This is a genomic window from Streptomyces sp. NPDC004752, from assembly GCF_053601275.1.
Genome location: NZ_JBSGBN010000006.1, coordinates 98,804 through 116,779 on the forward strand (window position 1 = coordinate 98,804; position 17,976 = coordinate 116,779).

Genomic DNA, 17,976 nt, shown 5'->3' on the forward strand with positions numbered 1-17,976 from the left:
AGGAGTCCGAGTGAGACAGCTTTCCGCAAGCGTCTCTGTCATGAGCGCTTCAATTCTGCTGATTGCCGCGAGCTTGTTCTTTCTCCCCACAGCCGCACACGCCGCAGCGACCGTCACCTACGTCGACCGCTCAGCGGCTGCGGGCGGCGACGGGAGAAGCGCCTCCCCGTACAACTCGCTCGCCGCGGTCGACGCCCTGACCTTCGGCTCGGGGGACCATATCCACTTCAAGCGCGGCGCCACCTGCACGGGCCAGTTCAGCTCGGGCACCGCCGGCGCACCGATCACCGTTGCCGCGTACGGGACCGACACCGCCCGCCCTGTCATCGCGGGCGGTGGGGTCAGCACCGCGGTACACCTGTACAACGTAGAGCAATGGGAGATCAACGACCTCGAAATCACCAACACCGGCGCCAGTACCGGCGTCTACGACGGAATCCAAGTAGAGCTGCACGACTTTGGAACCGGCAGGGCCGCGAGCGGCGCCCTGGTCGAGCACAACACCGTGTACGACATATGGATGCGCTCTGCCGACAACAACGCCGGCGTGTGGACCGTCAACCCCGACGACACAGTCATCCGGCACAACGAGGTCTATCGGGTCCACCGGCCTGCACTCAACGACGGCATGGCCTTCGACTCCGACCTCGGCAATCGCGGCACCGTCATCCAGTACAACCACAGCCACGACAACCAGGGCGGCTTCCTGCTGTTGTACGGCACCTGCAACACCGGCAGCAGCACCTCCGGCACTGTCGTGCGCTACAACCGCTCCGTCAACGACGGCTCCCGACTGCTCTTCGGCTCGGGCGAAGACGATGCGCACATCTACAACAACACCCTCTACCTCCCTTCCGGGTCCACCACCCTGATCGTCGAGGACGTCCAGGGCACCACCCATGCCTTCTGGAGCAACAACGTCATCGACAACCAGGGCAGTGGCGGCTACGGCGGAACCAACTACGTCCCCGGCAACTACGTCTGGCGCGGCAATGTCCTCTACGGCAACCATCCCGCCAATGAGCCCACCGACCCGGGAAAGGTCACCGCGAACCCGCTGCTGACCTCACCGGGCTCAACCACCCCTACCGGCTACCAGTTGCAGGCCGGCTCCCCGGCTCTCGGCGCGGGCCAGGTCACCACCGATTCAGGGAAGCAGGACTACTTCGGTAACGCCGCCCCCACCGTTTGCCGCCCCGACACAGGCTACAGACCGTCACCGTCAAACCCAGCACCACTTATGTGATCTCCGGCTGGGGACGCGTCAACGCCAACGACACTCAGCTCGTCGTCGGCATCATGAACTACGGCGGTGCCGAGACCCGCGCTCCCGCCTTCGTCACATCTGACTGGCGTGGCGGCAGCGCCACGATCACCACCGGCGCCACCAACACCTCTGCCACCGTCTACTGCTACGTCCGCACCGGCACCGGCTGGTGCGACGACATCAGCCTTACCCCCAACCCTGAACGAGGTGGCTGGATCGACACCTGGCCCGAGACCACGCACAAGCACGCCCTTCCTGCCCATGTATCCGAAAGGAAAGCCGATGTCCTCTCAACGACCGTCGCGTCGCTCCCTGCTCCGTGCTGCCACCGGGTCGGCCGCCGCCCTCACGCTTGCGGCCGCCACGCCCGCGGCAGCCAAGTCCGCCCGGGCCCAGGAGGTCAGCAGCACGCTGGTGGACCCGGCGACACCTGCGGGCGCCCGCCCCGCCGTCTCCACCTCTCACCAGACGCTGGTTTTCAGCGACGAGTTCCTCGGCGGCACGCTCAACCCTGACCGGTGGAACGCGCGCGACTGGCAGCGCAGCGACGGCAACCACGGCGTGGACTACTGGTACAAACCGGCCAACGTGCACGTGGCGAACGGTCGGCTCGCCCTGGGCATCAGCCGGCTCGCGACCGAGTCCTATGCCGGAAGCCGCGTCGACACCCAGGGCAAGTTCGACTTCACCTTCGGGACCATCGAGTACAGCGCTGCCCTGCCGCCCACCATCGGGCACCTCGGAGCGCTCTGGCTCCAGGCCACCAACAGCACGCTGCCCGGCGGGGTGGCGGACGGCACCGCGCGCGACGGCGAAGAGATCGACATCATCGAAAGCTACAGCGTCTCCGACACATACGCGATCACCGTGCACTGGGACGGCTACGCAGCCGCCCATCAGAGTTCGGGCATGCCGGTCAACGCGCCCGGACTGCACGACGCCGGACGGTTCCACACCTTCACCACCGAGTGGACCTCCGCACACATCAACTTCTACTACGACACGACCCTGGTCCGCTCCATCACCGACCCGAAACTCGTCAGCCAGGTGCAGGAATTCGCGATCGCCTCCAACGAGATCATCACCTTCGCCGAAGGCGACATCCACAACGCCCCCCTGGACGCCACCTCCGACATGTATGTCGACTACGTCCGTATCTGGCAGTAACCGACCAACCACGACACCCGGACACGGGCTCGGTCCCGTCCGGGTGTCGTGTCAACTCGTTGGGCAACCGAGCTCTCTACCGGCCCGGGGCGCTTCGCAGCGACCGGTATGGGAAATGGCCGCGCGGTGCCAGACCGCGTGGACCGCGCCGGTGCCGACCGCACCCGTCGACTGGTAATCCGCGGCCCGGCAAGGTGGCTGGGAGGGCGACCTCGTCGTGGGCGCCGGCAACCGGTCCGCCGTCGTCACATTCGTCGACCGGCGCAGACGGTTCACCCCCTGCCGATGCAGTGACCTGGGCCGCCGAAACTCCTGGACCAGGCCGCCCACCGCATCGAGCACCTGCGCCTCGGCTCGGCGACGCCGCGGACGCGGGCCAAGAGGAGGAGGCGGCGCTCGGCGTCACACGCTACGCAGGAGCGCAGTCGGCGCTTCCCGGGGGGCAGCAGCGTGTCGGACGCCGACGTTCGGCACATGATGGGGTGCAGGTGTGTGCGCGTCGTGGCCAGGCGCGTGCCGCGGGCGGACACTCCGTACTCGGGGAATTCCCGTGCTCGCCGGAAGCCTGCCTCCCTGCTGATTACTACGATGGAGGGATGGAGTCGGCGGGCGCTGGAAAGGGGCCTATACAGATCCCCAAGATCAGCGGTGCGGAACTCGGTAGCAGATCGGGATTCCTGTCCGCGGGGTCGCGCACGGCCATCGTGGTGGTGGACGCGGAAGGTAGGGTCTGCCTGTGGAGCTCGGAGGCGCAGGCTCTTTTGGGCTATGCGGCCTCAGAAGTCTGCGGAATGCCTGCGGCGGACCTGCTGGTCTCGGCGGAAGATCGTAAAGCAGCCGCGACCGCCCGAGAACGGCACCCGGCCAAGGACAGCTGGAATGGCGTTCTGAGGCTGCGGCACCGCGATGGCCACGCGCTGCAGGTGGCACTGCGGGTTCATCCGGCCCTGACCGGGGAGGGTGGCGCCGGCTGGTCGGTCACGGCTTGCGAAGCACATCAGGTATGGCAAGAGGAAATCGACAGGGCGATCTTGGACGGCCTGATCACCCAGTCCCCGCTGGGGATCACCGTCATGGACGCCGACCTGCGATATTGCTGGATGAACAACGCAGCAATGCGTGATCTCACCGGGCCCGCGGAGCAACTCGTCGGCCGTCGCATCGGGGAGGATCAGTCGTATGCAAACGCCGCAGAGATCGAGCAGGTCCTGCGCCGGGTGCGGGAAAGCGGCGAGCCAGATCTTCACGTCCAGGTACGTGGCCGCCCTCCGTTCGACCCCCGCCGCGAGCATGTGTGGTCGGCCGCGTCGTTCCGGCTGACCGACCGTGCCGGCCGGGTGCTCGGCGTGTGCCAGACATTCTTCGACGTCACGGAAGGTGACCGGGCACAGCGGCGGCTGGCACTGCTGAACGAGGCCAGCGCACGCATCGGTACCACGCTGGACGTCGGGCGGACCGCGCAGGAGCTGGCTGAGGCGGCCGTTCCCGCACTGGCGGACATCGTCGTCGTCGACCTGCTGGATGCGACCGTCCGCGGCGAGGAACCAGCCCCGGGGCCGACCTATGAAAAGGTTCTGGCCCACAGGTCCGGCGCCTGCTCGATCCTGTCGACTCCCGACGAGACGCCGGAGGCTGCGTTCGCGGTCGGCGAGACAGTGACGTATCTTCCGGGCACGCCCCAGGTGCGTTCCTTGGCCATCGAACAGCCGGTCCTCGTACCGGCTGTGGAAGCCGAAGAGCCGCTCATCCGGGATGCGCGACGTGCCGAGAAGATCCGGGCATTCGGGATCCACTCGATCATGGCGGTTCCGCTGCGGGCGCGCGGGATCACGATGGGCATGGCCAGCTTCAGTCGCTATCGGCAACTCGAGCCCTTCGACGAGGAGGACCTGGCCCTGGCCGAAGAGTTCGCCTCCCTTGCAGCAGTGTGTATCGACAATGCCCGCCGCTACACGCGTGAGCACACCACGGTCCTGGCCCTGCAGCACAGTCTGCTGCCACATGATCTGCCGCGGCACCCGGCAGCCGAGACCGCGTACCGCTATCTGCCCGCCGTGGCCCATGCCGGAGCGGGCGGGGACTGGTTCGATGTCCTGCCCCTGTCCGGCGCGCGCATGGCTCTGGTCGTCGGCGACGTCACGGGCCATGGCCTGCATGCCGCGGCCGTCATGGGACGGCTGCGCACCGCCGTCCATACGCTGGCCGACCTCGACCTCACCCCTGCCGAAGTCCTCACTCAACTCGACGATCTGGTCATCCGCCTTGTCGAGGAGGATCCCGGCTGCGAGGGCGCCACCTGCCTGTACACCGTCTACGACCCCATCTCGCGTATCTGCGCCTTCGCCCGCGCCGGTCATCCCCCACCCACCCTGGTGAGCCCCGACGGCACGGCGGTATACCTCGACATTCCCGCAGGCCCGCCCCTCGGCACGGGCGGGCAGCCTTTCGAAGTCGCCGAACTCCAACTCGCAGAGGGCACTCTGCTGGCCCTCTACACCAACGGCCTCATCAATGCCTCTGGTCCCAATGCCGCCATCGGTCTCGCCGGGCTGGCCCGCGCTCTGGCCGACCCCGGCCGACCGCTGGAGGAGCTGTGTGATGCCACGGTGGGCTCCTTGCTGCCCGAGCCTCACTCCGAGGACGCCACACTGCTCCTGGCTCGCACTCGCGCCCTGGGAGCGCAGCAGGTCGCCTCGTGGGATCTGCCCACCGACCCTTCGCTCGTCGCCCACGCCCGTACCCTCGCTGCGGACCAGCTGTCCCACTGGGACCTGGAATCTCTGGCCTTCACCACCGAACTCGTCGTAAGTGAGCTGGTCACCAACGCCATCCGATACGCGCGCGCCCCCATCGCACTGCGGCTCATCCACACCGACGCCCTGATCTGCGAGGTGTCCGACGGCAGTCTCAGTGCGCCGCACCTTCGCCGCGCCCGCGCCACCGACGAGGGGGGCCGCGGCCTGTTCCTGATCGCCCAACTCACCTCCCGCTGGGGAACCCGTTACCACCCCGACGGCAAAACCATCTGGACCGAACAACCCCTGCCCTGACGGTAGTTCATCGACGTACTCGTTGATCGATCTCTTGCACGCAAGTCCCACCCTTCAGGGCATGGTCAGCGCATCCTCAACCTGCGCCCCGGCCGTCAGGCGGCAAACAGCACACACCGGCAGAGAGCCGTCAGTCGCTCCTCCCGGTACCGCCGTTCTCGGGCATGCTGGCCCGCAGGCGCCGCGTCGCTCGTTCCATGTGCGCACGCATCGCCTCGCGAGCTGCCTCCGCGTCCCGGTTCTCCACGGCCTCGAGGATTGGTTCGTGCATCGCCAGCGACGTGTGCGTCTCGCCGGCGGTGCGGATGACCCTGGATGCCCATGCTTGAAGCAGAGACTGGACATTGGTCAGCACGCTAGTCAGGACGGTGTTCCCGCTCGCCTCTGCGACTTGGAGGTGGAACGCGATGTCGGCCGCCACGTAGGCGTCGAGATCATCGCCGGCTTCCCGCATCCGTTCTGCCAGCTCCCGCAGGCGCTGCAGCTGCTCCTCGCTGCGGCGCTCCGCGGCCCATCCCGCCAACAGCACCTCGAGGTGATGGCGGGCTTCCAGGAGATCCTCCAGTCGTTTCTCCCCGAGCAGGATTCCCCACTCGATCACCTGGGGCAGGAGATCGGAGGTCGAGCGACTCAGATAGGTTCCGTCACCAACGCGCTGTTCCAACAGCCCCAGGAGACTGAGCGACTTGATCGCCTCACGCACTGTCGACCTGCCCGTCGACAGAGCCTCCGCGAGCTGCCGTTCCGACGGGATGCGCTGGCCGGGCGTCAGCTCTCCCGAGAGCAGGTAGTCGAGCAACCTGCGGGTGAGCTCCACGCTCGGTCCGTCCCGTCGGGGGGCTTGCTGAGGCCGCGGTAGTGGTATGGCCATGTGGAATCCCCCAGGAGTCGAGAGTGGTGGACCGGTGTACCAATCATAGGTCGCGCACTTTACTCTGGCACAGACCTTATGCGGCTCCGCCAGGAGTGGTCAGGACTGGCGTCAGCGAGTCCACGGCTCCGGCATCATGCGAGGTGATGCCATCCCTCGGCAGCGCATGCCGACGGAAGGGCGGCTGACAGCCGGGATGCGACCGCGCCGACCCCATTGGAGATCCGACGCGCTGCCGCAAGGCTCTCCTCTCCATCGTGTCCGGCGGCGCGAACCGCACGGCAGGCGACCAGCACGGTACAGCCGTGGCGCACGCGGCGTTCCGCGGCGATGGCCATGTCGGCACGGGCGGCCCCGGCCCGCGCACTGTCCGGCGGGGCGTCGACGTCGAGCCCCAGAGCCTTGAGGCCGCTCCGGCGCATCGCCGCACGGAGTCGGCGGTCGCCGGAGCAGTGTGTAATCCGGCGGCGGTCGGCTCGAACCCCACCAGCCTGGTTCGGTTGAGGCCGATGCGGTGGACGAATCGGCGCTCTGCTCGGCGTGCGCTTCGACAGCCCCCCAGCAAGTGCCGCCTCGGTGGCGCAGGAGACGTTACCGGTGGCGATGAGGGCGGTCAGGACCCACTCGGCGGCATGCCGCAGCGCGGCGGGAAGCGTCCCGGCGCGACGCGTTCATACAGGACTCGAACCCACCCGAAAACAAATGGTCGACCGGTGGTCCAAACGGTTGACCGGTCGCCCACTGCGGCCTACTGTGAGCCCACCCCAGTGCCGGGCCCTCTGAGCGCCCCGGGTCTGCTGACGGTCAGCAGGAACGACCGAGAGAACGCATCACCTGGTCGGTCTCCGACCGGAGATCCCGTTTCACCAGTCCTTTTTCCTTCTACGCAGTGAGGCGCAGAATCAATGGACCGATCCCCCAGAGCCCGTAAGGCCCAAGCGACCGCTCTTGTCGCCGCCTGCACAGCAGGCATACTGCTCGTCACCGGATGCGCCAGCAGCACCGGCGGAAAGAACGCCGAGAAGGCCGCGCCCGGTATCGCGGCAGGCCGCGCCAACACCCCGCGGATGACGATCGCGATGGTCACGCACGGGGTAGCCGGCGACCCCTACTGGGACGTCGTGCGCAAGGGGGCCGAGGCCGCAGCCGCCAAGGACAACGTCAAACTCGTGTATTCCTCCGACCCCACGGCGTCCAACCAGTCCAACCTGGTCCGCAACGCCATCGACCAGAAGGTCGACGGGATCGCGGTCACGTTGGCCACGCCCGACGCCATGCGGGGTGTCCTCGCCAAGGCCAAGGCCGCGGGCATCCCGGTGACCGCCTTCAACCAGGGCATGGACTACTGGACGAAGGTGGGCGCGATCGGCTACTTCGGGTCGGATGAAAAATTCGCCGGCGAGATGGTGGGTAACCGGCTCAACAGCATGGGCGCCAAGCACGACCTGTGTCTCATCCATGCCCAGGGAACCGTGGCGCTGGAGGCCCGGTGTGCGGGCGTGAAGTCGACGTTCAAGGGGAAGACGGACATCCTGTACGTCAATGGCCAGGACATGTCATCGGTGCAGTCGACGCTGACCGCGAAGCTGCGGCAGGACCCGAGCATCGATCAGGTCACGACGCTCCAGGCCACGATCGGGTCGGCCGCGCTGTCGTCGGTCAAGGACGCCAACAGCAAGGCGAAGGTCAACACCTTCGATCTGAACAAGGACATCGTGTCTGAGATCAAGAACGGATCGATCGCGTTCTCCCTGGACCACCAGCCCTACCTCCAAGGCTACTTGGCCGTTGACGCCCTGTGGCTGTACAAGGTCAACGGCGACACCATCGGCGGTGGCCAGCCCACGTTGACCGGGCCGGCGTTCGTCGACAAGTCGAACATCGCCAAGGTGTATCAGTACGCACAGAACGGCACCAGGTGATCGATGATGGGTGCCCACACCACTACCCCTTCCCCGTCGGCCCGGTCTGCGATCCGCGTGGAGAACCGGATCGCACAGCGGTCCCTGATGCGCAGGTTCCTGGCCCGCCCGGAGGTCGGCGCCATGATCGGCGCGGTCGCCGTCTATGCGTTCTTCTGGACGGTGGCCCCCACCTTCCGGGCGGCCGACTCTCTGTCCACCGTGCTGTACCAAGCCTCCACGCTTGGACTGATGGCAGTGCCCGTGTGCTTGCTGATGATCGGCGGCGAGTTCGATCTGTCGGCCGGTGTCGCGGTGATCACCTCGTCGCTCACGGCGAGCATGGTCGCCTACCAGCTGTCGATGAACGTCTGGATGGGCGTCCTCGCCGCACTGGTCGTCTCGCTCGCCGTGGGATTCTTCAATGGATACGTGCTGGTCAAAACCAAGCTGCCGAGCTTCCTCGTCACTTTGGGCAGCTTCTTGATGCTCCAGGGCCTGAACCTTGCGGTCACCAAGATCTTCACCGGCAACGTGGCCACGAACGACATCTCCGACATGCAGGGCTTCAGTTCCGCCCGGGCGCTCTTCGCCTCCGACATCACCATCGCCGGCGTCGCCGTGAAGATCACGGTGCTGTGGTGGCTCTTCTTCGTCGCCATCGCCACCTGGGTGCTGATACGCACCAAGTTCGGCAACTGGATCTTCGCCGTCGGCGGGCAGAATGAGAGCGCACGTGCGGTCGGCGTGCCGGTGGCCCGCACCAAGATCCTGCTGTTCATGCTGGTGGGACTGGGTGCCTGGTTCGTCGGCATGCACCAGCTGTTCGAGTTCAACACCGTGCAGTCCGGCGAGGGCATCGGCAACGAGCTGCTCTACATCGTCGCCGCGGTGATCGGCGGCTGCCTGCTCACCGGCGGCTATGGCTCGGTGATCGGCCCGGCGTTCGGCGCCTTCATCTTCGGCATGGTCAACCAGGGCATCGTCTACGCCAACTGGAACCCCGACTGGTTCAAGTTCTTCCTCGGCGTCATGCTGCTCGGCGCCATGCTGCTCAATACCTGGGTCCGACGCCAGGCATCCCGGAGGTGACCGCCACCATGACCGTCAACGGAACCGCCTCGACCGGCACGAAGCCCATCGTCGAACTGCACGGCGTCGGCAAACAGTACGGCAACGTCCGCGCCCTGGGAGACGTCGACCTCGCAGTCAGGCCGGGCCAGGTCACCTGCGTCCTCGGCGACAACGGCGCCGGCAAGTCCACCCTCATCAAGATCATATCCGGGCTTCACCTGCATACCGACGGCGAGTACCGCGTCGATGGCGTACCGGTGCGGTTCTCCACCCCGCGCGAGGCCCTCGACATGGGCATCGCCACCGTCTACCAGGACCTGGCCGTCGTCCCTCTGATGCCGGTGTGGCGCAACTTCTTCCTCGGCTCCGAGCTCACCCGCGGCCTATGGCCGCTGCGCCGTCTCGACATCGAGAGAATGAAGAAGATCGTTGATGAGGAACTACGCGCCATGGGCATCGAGCTCGACGACCTCGAGCAGCCCATCGGCACCCTCTCCGGCGGCCAGCGGCAGTCCGTAGCGATCGCCCGCGCGGTCTACTTCGGCGCCCGAGTGCTGATCCTCGATGAGCCGACTGCGGCCCTGGGCGTCAAGCAGTCCGGCGTCGTGCTCAAGTACATCGCGGCCGCCCGCGACAAGGGACTGGGCGTCATCTTCATCACCCATAACCCCCACCACGCCTATATGGTCGGCGACCACTTCGCGGTACTACGACTCGGCGAGATCGAACTGAGCGCCGACCGCAGCCAGGTATCCCTTGAGGAACTCACCAACCACATGGCGGGCGGCGGCGATCTGGCCGCACTCAAGCACGAACTCGCCCAGGTCCGCGGCGTCGACGTCGAAGAACTCCCAGAGGAAACAGAGCTTTCCCTCTGAGGATCGGACCGATCCGGTGCAGTGGCGGCTCGCGGCGTTGCCCGAGGTCAGGTAATACCGTGCCAAGCCAGGCGAAGAGCAAGTGCCACGCACCGATGCTTACGCGGCCGGATGCCGCATACGCAGGTTCACCCAAGCACGATCGCATCGGCGCCGGCAGCGCTCTGCTGCCGGCGCCGGCGCCGTCTCATGCCGACAGAAGCCATCGAGTCGGATCGCTCCAGTGGCGGATCCGCCGGGCATGGAACACGGAGCGGTGTCAGACACGGACCTCGTCTCCGGCGCGCTCGGGCATGCTTGACTGCAGCCGCCGCGCCGCGCGGTCCATATGCGCGCGCATCGCCTCCCGCGCCGCATCGGCGTCGCGCTCCTCCACGGCCTTCAGGACCGGCTCGTGCATCGCCAGCGATGTCTTTGTCTCCCCCGCCGCGTGGATGACCCGGGACGCCCACGCCTGCAGCAAAGACTGAATATTGGTCAACACACTGGTCAGGATGCCGTTCCCGCTCGCCTCGGCCACCTGCAGATGGAACGCGATGTCGGCCGCCACGTACGCATCGAAATCATCGCCCGCGTCCCGCATGCGCCCGGCCAGCTCCCGCAGCCGTTCCAACTGCTGCTCGGTGCGGCGCTCCGCAGCCCATCCCGCCAGCTGAATCTCCAGGTAGTAGCGCGCCTCCAGAAGGTCTTCCAGTCGCTTCTCGCCCAGCAGCATTCCCCACTCGATCACCTGGGGCAGCAAGTCCGAGGTCGAACGACTCAGATACGTGCCATCTCCCACCCGCTGCTCCAACAGCCCCAGCAGACTCAAGGATTTGATCGCCTCACGCACGGTAGACCGGCCCGTCGCCAAGGTCTCCGCCAGCTGCCGCTCCGACGGGATCCGCTGCCCGGGCGTCACTTCCCCCGACAACAGGTACTCGAGCAGCCTGCGTGTCAGCTCCACCCCCGGCCCGTCACGCCGAGGGGCAATAGCCTGCGGACGCGGTAGCGGTGTGGTCATGAGGACTCCAAGAGCCGATTGGCGGACCGGTTCACCAATAGTAGTCGACCGCGGCACACGGACCGCCCACGCATCATGTGTGATATAGCATGCAAACCCCGGCCAGGCCGCGCTGACTGCACCGCTCCGGGATCGGTGGAGGCCCTATGCGTTGACTCCAGCCGCCGGTTGGGGCTGGTGTTGAGCGTAGTAGTTGGTCTCGTGCTGGTGAGGCGGGATGTCGCCGATTGTGGTGTGGATGCGCCGGTTGTTGAACCAGTCGACCCATTCGGCAGTGGCGAGCTCGACGTCACCGAGGCCGTGCCAGGGCCTGCGGGGTTTGATCAACTCGGGTTTGTACAGGCCGATCCGGGACTCCATGAGCGCGTTGTCCAGGGCGTCGCCAACGGTGTCGGTCGAGGCGTCGATGCCGGCCTCGATCAGGTGCGCGGTGAACGCGAATGACGTGTACTGCCCGCATCCGGATGATGAACCAGCCCCGGTCCAGCGGGAGTTCCGGCACGGTCCCGGCGCCACAGCGCCATATCGAGGGCGTCGAGGATCAGGTCGGCGGCCCGCTCATGGCCGTCGTCCCGGATGGTGGCGCGGATTTTCTTTCCTCGCCGGGCGCCCTGCAGGCCGAGGTCACGCATCAGCCGGGCGACGGTGCAGCGGGCCACCGGTATGCCGCGCAGCTGCCGCCAGACTTTCCGGACCCCGCAGACGCTGAAGTCCTCCCTGTGGACCCGGCTGATCTGCGCCCTCGGCTCGGCGTCTCGGACTGCCCGGGGCTGGGAATGCGGCTCTTGGCCACGCTTGATCTCCGCGGCCCCCTCGGAGGTGATACCGGGCCGCTGGCCGGCGTCGGCCCGGGACTTGCGGACCCATGTCCGTACCGCCTCCGCGGCGCCGATCCCGGGTTTCCCGGCGACCGCCTTCAGCGCGGCCCACTCGGTCGGGTAGTCGGGGCGGATCTCCGCGACCATGTGCACCACGCGCTCACGAAGCTCAGCAGGATAGGGGCAATGCCGCGTAGTTGGCGTGTGAGGCAATCCGCCAAATCGCCTGCGAGGGCGGCGTGTTGTGGAGGCATGGAGACGGGACCTCGGGTATGGCAGGTAGTCGACCAAGATCTCTCTGCTGTGCGGGGTCCCGTTGCGAGAGCAGTCTGCCATCGTTCTACGCTCCCCTGCTCCTCAAGTCCCGAGGGGCGTTTTCGCGCCGGGGCATCTGGGAGAGCTGGGCCGCTACCTTCCCATCGAGCTGTGGACGAGGTCCTGGCCGAGAGCCGGACCGTCCAGCGGCGGCTGCGTCTGCTGCCCTCGCGTGTCGGGGTCTGCTTCCTGCTCGCCCTGTCCCTGTTTCCGTCGCTCGCGTATGCACGGGTCTGGGGCAAGCTGACCGCCGGGCTGCCGGACGGCGGTCATGCACGCCCCCGTGAGAAGGCCCTGCGGGATCTTCGCCGACGGGTGGGGCCGACTCCTCTCAAGACGCTGTTCGAGATCGTTGCCGGCCCGTTGGGCCACCCCCGGACGCCCGGGGTGTGCTATCGCCAGTGGCGGACAGTCGCCTTCGACGGGTGTTCCTCGGTCAAGGCGCCTGACCCGGCGGAACCTCAACTGGCCCGGCAGGTCCCGCACCAAGCCGAAATGGGCCGGCTGCCCGATGATCCGCCTGACGGCTCTGTGCGAGACGGGCACCCGCGGCCTGTTGGGGGCCGTGTTCGGCCCCGTTACACACGGGGAGGGTTTCTACGCACGGCAGCTTCTCCACCTCCTGGCGCCACGGACACTGCTGCCGGCCGACCGGGGATTCGACGCGAACGACTTCCTCCAGGCCGTGGCCGACACCAGCCCCCAACTGCTCATCCGCCTCAATCTCCGCCGACGGGCAAGTACTGCGCTCAGCAGACCCCGCCGGTCTTGAACAGGAAGTATGGGCACAGCTCACGCTCCACCAAGTACTGCGGACCGCCATGGTGGACGCGGTGGAGTCCGTCGCCGAAACCGACCCGGATCGCGCCGACTTCACCATCGCCCTGGAAGCCGCCCGCCACCACGTCGTCCGCGGCCCCGGTCTTCTCCGGGAGAGCGCCATCGGCACCGTGGGCCGAACAGACCGCGCCGTCCTTGCGGGACTCCCCGAAGACCACTGCGCCAACAGACGGCCGCAGGACGCGGACCCGGCCGGACCGGTGAAGGCACGGCGGCGGAACCGATTTCGCCGGTGACCAGGAGACTGCCCATGGAGCAGACGAACTTGACGGCCCCCTCTACATCCGAAGCGGATGAACTGTGCGCCAATACATCGGCCCCATCCACTCTTTGGGCTCACGGTCAGCCCTGCAGCTTACGGAATCCTTCCACAATGCTCCTCATGCCGTTGTGCAGGATCGTGGTGTGGTTGAAAAGCAGCATGGAAGCCCCGCGGGCCCGCCACTGCATTGCGTCCTCGACGGTGTCGACCAGCACCGCGAGACGGCATGCGGGTGCAGCAAGGACACTTTCGACGATCTTGTCGATGGCGGCGGACACCTCGGGATGGTGCAGTTCCCCCGGCCTGCCGAGCGACATGGACAGATCACTCGGGCCGAACCAGACGGCGTTCAGGCGATCGGTTTCCACGATGGCACCGATGTTGTCGACGGCTTCAATGTCTTCGGCCTGTGCGACGACCACGGTGCTGGCCGCCGCGTCGGCCAGATGCTGCTGGATGGAGATCGTGCCCGAGCGGCCGGCCCGCGTACTCAGCGCCAGCCCACGCGATCCATGGGGCGGGTAGTGGGCCGCGGAGACGGCGGCACGCGCCTCGGCCTGCGTCGAGATGTGCGGGACGACCACTCCGGTGGCTCCGGCGTCCAGCGCGCGGAGAACCGACAGCGGGTCGTTGCTTCCGATGCGGACCAGGGCGGAGATGCCGGCGGCGTCCGCCGCCCGCAGATGGTGTTCCAGCTCGGCGCTGTCGGAGAGGCCGTGTTCGGTGTCGATGAGGACGAAGTCGAATCCGAGGTGGCCGGCCAGTTCGACGACCTGCGCGCAGGGCATCTTGACGATCAGCCCGGACACGGCGTCGTCTGCGGCTATGCGCGAGGCAAGAGGGGGTTTGGTCTCGGTCACGTCTGCTCGCCCTCCGAGGGGGTGTGGGGGTCGCCGTATGCTGCGGCGGTTTCGGTGAAGAGTCTGAGCTTGTCGTCGACCACCGCGGTGGCGGCGGTGATGCCGTGCCTGCTGAAGGCGGCCAGCCCATCACCGGTGATCTCACAGGTGTTGAGTGCGCGGATGTAGGCGCCTCGCACCTCGGCGTTCACGTTGACCTTGGCGACCCCCAGAGCGATGGCGGCGGCCACCTGGTCATCGGGGATGCCCGAGGCGCCGTGCAGGACGAGGGGGACGGGGCAGTGCGCCTGGATGTCCCGGAGCCGGTCGAGGTCGAGTGTCACCGGCCGGGAGGTCATCCCGTGCACGTTGCCGATGGCGACGGCCAGCGCGTCCGCCCCGGTCTCCTGGACGAAGCGGCCGGCTGCTTCCGGGTCGGTGCCGCCTGCCGCGTGGGCCTGTGTCGAGGAGTCCTCGTCGCCCGCCACCTCGCCGAGCTCGGCCTCCACCCAGGCTCCGTACGGAGCTGCCAGCTTCACCGCGCGTGCCGTCAGCTCCACATTGGCGGCGAAGTCGAGATGAGAGCCGTCGATCATGACAGAGGTGTAGCCGCGGTCCAGGCAGCGCCGGATCTCCTCCAGGTCCCGGCAGTGGTCCAGATGCACTCCGACCTGCCCCGGAGCCTGCTCGGCCAGCGTGAGCGCCACCTTCGCGAGCACCTCCTCGCCGGCGTAGCCGAAGGAGGAACTGCCTGCTTGGAGCAGGACAGGCACCTGCCGGGCAGCCGCGGCGTCGAGTACGGCCTGGGCCAGCTCGATGTTGTAGACGCTGAACGCGCCGAGTGCCCGACCGCTCGCATGCGTCTGGGTGAGTACGTCTCTACCGAGCGAGAGCACTTTGATCTCCTTCCAGAAGGGACAGCACGTCGGCAAGGGTGTCCGCGCTGCCGACGTTGCCGGGGAAGACGACATAGGGCAGACCGGGACGTGCCGTGTCCGCACCCAGGCGGAGCACCGACACCTGGCCGGGGAACATCTGGCCCATCACCCGCGCCTGCCGCATGCCCAGACCACGGACGGCCACCTCGTGGGAGGTGATCCCGCCCTTCGCGACGACATAGCGCAACGGCAGATCGGCAGGCAGCCGCGCGACAATCGAGCACACGGCGTCGGACACCTGCCGGGCGACCGCGAGGCTGCCCTCGCGGTCATCGGCCACGGTGCGGACGGTTCGCGACGTCACCAGCACGGAATGGGCGTGGCGCAGGTTCTGTTCCAACGTGGCGGCACAGTCCGCGATGACCTTCTCGCCTCCGTCCGCGGAAGCGAGAAGCGCGTCGACATCCAGTTCTACGGTGGTCAGTCCGTGGCGCCGCACGGCGGCCTGGAGCTGGCTGCTGGTGAGTGCGGTGTGTGATCCGACCACCGTCAGGCCGAACTCGGCTTCCTGGACGGCGAGGTCCAGGTCCGGCATCCCCGCTTCGGCCAAGGGCGTGCCGGGGGGCTGCCCTATCAGGGCGCGCACGAACGACGGTCCGGTGCGGTAGAGGAGGCGCCTGCCCGCCTGCTCCGCCGTCTGGCAGGCCAGGGCGAGCGCCTCCAGGTCGGCTGCGGTCCGCGCGTTGCCGATGACGACAGCGCCGTCACATGCCGATGTGATCACCTTCGCAGACTCGTGGCCGGCACTGTCGCGCAGCGCATCCAGCGGCACGGACTTCACCGCTTCCACGGGCTGCCCCAGGCGTGCAGCAACCCAGCTGCGCAGGTCGCGTTCGGTGTATCCGAAGGTGGCGTCGTGGGCGAACTCCGTCTGCGCGGCCGCCACGAAGACGCCGTCCTGCAGCACCCACTGGACGTCGTCCTCGGTCACCCGTCCCGCCTCCACGAACGCGGGAACGAAGACCACCGCGTCCACGGGCTGCCCCGCTTCCGCGCACACGGCGCGCAGCACGGCGAGCTCGGAGGCGAAGTGCCCGCGCAGTGTGGAGTCGCTGCGGCTGACGAACACGGGCCGCACACCGGCCTGCTGAGCGGCCTTGAGCGCGGTTTGTGCTGTCTCCCGGTTCACCGCTTCGGCGTCGAGCCGGGACAGGCTGCGGCTGTTGGTCCACACGAACGTCGGTTCACGTCGGGCCGCGGCGCGGTGAAGCTCCTCGATACCGGGCTCGATGAGAACGGTGACGCCGTGCACGGCCTGGGCGCCGGTGGGGTCGTCGTCGAGGATCACGAACCAGGCGGCGGACTGCTCGTTGTAGCCGCGGATTTGGGCCAGCGGGTCGGACGCAGGCTGCGTGGTCGCGTCCGCCATGATCACAGGCCCTTGGGCCGGTTCCAGCCGCGCCCGGTGTCGCCGGGGGCCTCCCAGCCCTGTTCGGTCACGATGAGGGTGTCCTCCAGCTTGACGAAGCCGGCCTCGGGGTTCTCCACCCAGGTTTCGATCGACAGCACGAGGCCGGGCTCCAGGGGGGCATCGGCGTGGTCGGCGGGGTAGGGGACGGGACCGGTACCGGTCAGGCGCGGCACCTCGTGGGTGATGAGTCCCATACCGTGCGCCACGAAGAACATCTGGTCCTTGTGCGCGCATTGGGCGAGGGCCTTCTCCGCCACGGTGAAGATGTCGCCACCGCGCTTGCCGGGTCCCACGGCGGTGCGGGCTGCCTGCTGCACCGACTCGACCTCGGCGAGGAGGTCGGTCATCAGCGATGTCGGTTCGCCGGCCACCGCCATACGGGCCAGGTCGCCGATGTAGCCCTCGTACATACCGCCGGAGTCCAGGGAGAGGACCTCCCCTTCGTGCCAGATACGGTCCGAAGGGGCCCGGTTGAGTTCCTGGCCGGTGGAGACGAGACAGTAGTCGAACACCATGCCGCGCTTGGTCTGCTCGAGCCGGAACCGCTCCACGATGTCCCGCTTGCTCTCACCGGGCTGCGACACCTCGAAGGTCGCCAGCATCGAGTCGATGATGCCGTTGGACGCCTTGCGCACCAGGGCCAGCTCCTCCGCCGACTTGAAGGCACGCATGGCCTCAAGCAGCTTCTGCGCCTCGACGAAGCGCACCTCCGGAAGCTCGGAGCGCAGGAGGTCCCAGGCGTCGGCGGGCAGGAACGCCTTCTCCACGGCGACCGTCGCCTTGTCCAGACCGCGCCGGCGCAGACCTGCGACAACAGCGCGGGCAGTGTCGACGCTCGACCAGGACACGTGTTGCACGTCGGGCACCCAGAAGGGGAACACGTCGCTGCCCCATGCCTCGTTGCCACAGCCGACGTAGAAGGAGTCCTGCGGCTTGCCCTTGGTGTAGGTGAGCGCGGGCAGGTAGCGCGAGAGGCCGATGGCGTCCATGTTCGCGAAGAAGAAGTAGCGGTAACCACCCAGCATGTACTGGACGTTGAAGCGGGTGTTCGCTACGACCGCATCCACACCGGCCTCGTCCATGAGCCGGTCGAGACGCGCGTGGTCAAAAGGCACGTTCATGTGTGGTTCTCCTGCTTCGGATGTCCAGATTGGTCGTACTCAGCGAGCTTACGTACAGTTGGCCGACCGGTCAACCATTTTGGTTGACCATTGCGTGCAGACACCGCCTGCTGCGTGAGAAGGGCACCTGCCGACGCCGGAAAAGGCTCCGGCCTGCGCCGCCGGACAGAGCCGCAGCGCGTGTGGCCTCACGGGGCGAGGGCTCCGCGTGCGCCACTCGA

13 protein-coding genes and 2 pseudogenes are annotated in these 17,976 nt (G+C 67.4%); 7 read left to right on the forward strand and 8 right to left on the reverse strand.

The genetic code is table 11. From position 1 onward, the window contains the following. Nucleotides 1-40: 40 nt before the first annotated feature. The 3 genes from ACWEKM_RS04625 to ACWEKM_RS04635 all read left to right on the forward strand — a co-directional run bounded on the left by ACWEKM_RS04625 (nucleotide 41) and on the right by ACWEKM_RS04635 (nucleotide 5,484). Nucleotides 41-1,246, forward strand: a complete 1,206-nt coding sequence (locus tag ACWEKM_RS04625; protein ID WP_451619680.1) for a hypothetical protein — start codon at nucleotides 41-43, stop codon at nucleotides 1,244-1,246. Between the two features lie 303 nt (nucleotides 1,247-1,549). After that, nucleotides 1,550-2,434 carry a glycoside hydrolase family 16 protein gene (locus tag ACWEKM_RS04630; RefSeq protein ID WP_451619681.1) on the forward strand — a complete coding sequence of 295 codons (885 nt, stop codon included), beginning with the start codon at nucleotides 1,550-1,552 and terminating at the stop codon, nucleotides 2,432-2,434. Between the two features lie 677 nt (nucleotides 2,435-3,111). Continuing rightward, a complete protein-coding gene (locus tag ACWEKM_RS04635) occupies nucleotides 3,112-5,484 on the forward strand; it encodes a SpoIIE family protein phosphatase (protein ID WP_451619710.1) in 2,373 nt (790 codons plus the stop codon). A gap of 130 nt (nucleotides 5,485-5,614) precedes the next feature. Here the strand turns inward: ACWEKM_RS04635 and ACWEKM_RS04640 are convergent, their stop codons facing one another. Continuing rightward, nucleotides 5,615-6,301: a FadR/GntR family transcriptional regulator gene (locus ACWEKM_RS04640; RefSeq protein WP_451619682.1), complete on the reverse strand. Its 687-nt coding sequence runs from the start codon at nucleotides 6,299-6,301 to the stop codon at nucleotides 5,615-5,617. Nucleotides 6,302-7,260: 959 nt separating this feature from the next. Between ACWEKM_RS04640 and ACWEKM_RS04645 the strand changes: the two genes are divergently transcribed. The 3 genes from ACWEKM_RS04645 to ACWEKM_RS04655 are packed head-to-tail and all read left to right on the forward strand — an operon-like array spanning nucleotide 7,261 to nucleotide 10,208. Then, nucleotides 7,261-8,277, forward strand: coding sequence for a substrate-binding domain-containing protein (locus tag ACWEKM_RS04645; RefSeq protein WP_451619683.1), 1,017 nt, complete (start codon nucleotides 7,261-7,263; stop codon nucleotides 8,275-8,277). A gap of 6 nt (nucleotides 8,278-8,283) precedes the next feature. Next, entirely contained in the window at nucleotides 8,284-9,348 is a 1,065-nt protein-coding gene (locus ACWEKM_RS04650) for an ABC transporter permease (protein WP_451619684.1), read from the forward strand. An 8-nt stretch (nucleotides 9,349-9,356) separates the two neighbouring features. Beyond that, on the forward strand, nucleotides 9,357-10,208 hold the full coding sequence (locus tag ACWEKM_RS04655) for an ATP-binding cassette domain-containing protein (RefSeq protein ID WP_451619685.1): 852 nt from the start codon (nucleotides 9,357-9,359) through the stop codon (nucleotides 10,206-10,208). A 259-nt stretch (nucleotides 10,209-10,467) separates the two neighbouring features. Here ACWEKM_RS04655 and ACWEKM_RS04660 read toward each other — a convergent pair whose 3' ends face one another. Together ACWEKM_RS04660 and ACWEKM_RS04665 are read right to left on the reverse strand one after the other, a co-directional pair. Continuing rightward, complete coding sequence (locus ACWEKM_RS04660; RefSeq protein WP_451619686.1) at nucleotides 10,468-11,211, reverse strand: FadR/GntR family transcriptional regulator; 744 nt, start codon at nucleotides 11,209-11,211, stop codon at nucleotides 10,468-10,470. 144 nt (nucleotides 11,212-11,355) lie between these two features. Beyond that, nucleotides 11,356-12,176, reverse strand: a pseudogene (locus tag ACWEKM_RS04665) (IS3 family transposase). A gap of 105 nt (nucleotides 12,177-12,281) precedes the next feature. On the opposite strand from ACWEKM_RS04665, the pseudogene ACWEKM_RS04670 reads away from it, so the two are divergent. Continuing rightward, nucleotides 12,282-12,632 (forward strand): annotated as a pseudogene (locus ACWEKM_RS04670) (transposase domain-containing protein); the annotation flags it as partial. Nucleotides 12,633-13,093: 461 nt separating this feature from the next. On the opposite strand, the gene ACWEKM_RS04675 reads toward ACWEKM_RS04670, so the two are convergent. The 5 genes from ACWEKM_RS04675 to ACWEKM_RS04695 form a co-directional block, all read right to left on the reverse strand. After that, complete coding sequence (locus ACWEKM_RS04675) at nucleotides 13,094-13,342, reverse strand: hypothetical protein (RefSeq protein WP_451619711.1); 249 nt, start codon at nucleotides 13,340-13,342, stop codon at nucleotides 13,094-13,096. Nucleotides 13,343-13,526: 184 nt separating this feature from the next. Continuing rightward, nucleotides 13,527-14,306 (reverse strand): HpcH/HpaI aldolase family protein, encoded by a 780-nt coding sequence (locus tag ACWEKM_RS04680; protein WP_451619687.1) that lies wholly within the window; start codon nucleotides 14,304-14,306, stop codon nucleotides 13,527-13,529. Then, nucleotides 14,303-15,181 (reverse strand): class II fructose-bisphosphate aldolase, encoded by an 879-nt coding sequence (locus ACWEKM_RS04685; protein WP_451619688.1) that lies wholly within the window; start codon nucleotides 15,179-15,181, stop codon nucleotides 14,303-14,305. Before ACWEKM_RS04685 ends, ACWEKM_RS04680 begins: the two co-directional genes overlap by 4 nt. Then, on the reverse strand, nucleotides 15,165-16,592 hold the full coding sequence (locus ACWEKM_RS04690; RefSeq protein ID WP_451619689.1) for a four-carbon acid sugar kinase family protein: 1,428 nt from the start codon (nucleotides 16,590-16,592) through the stop codon (nucleotides 15,165-15,167). Before ACWEKM_RS04690 ends, ACWEKM_RS04685 begins: the two co-directional genes overlap by 17 nt. Before the next feature lie 2 nt (nucleotides 16,593-16,594). Further along, nucleotides 16,595-17,755: a M24 family metallopeptidase gene (locus tag ACWEKM_RS04695; RefSeq protein WP_451619690.1), complete on the reverse strand. Its 1,161-nt coding sequence runs from the start codon at nucleotides 17,753-17,755 to the stop codon at nucleotides 16,595-16,597. Between the last annotated feature and the right edge of the window lie 221 nt (nucleotides 17,756-17,976).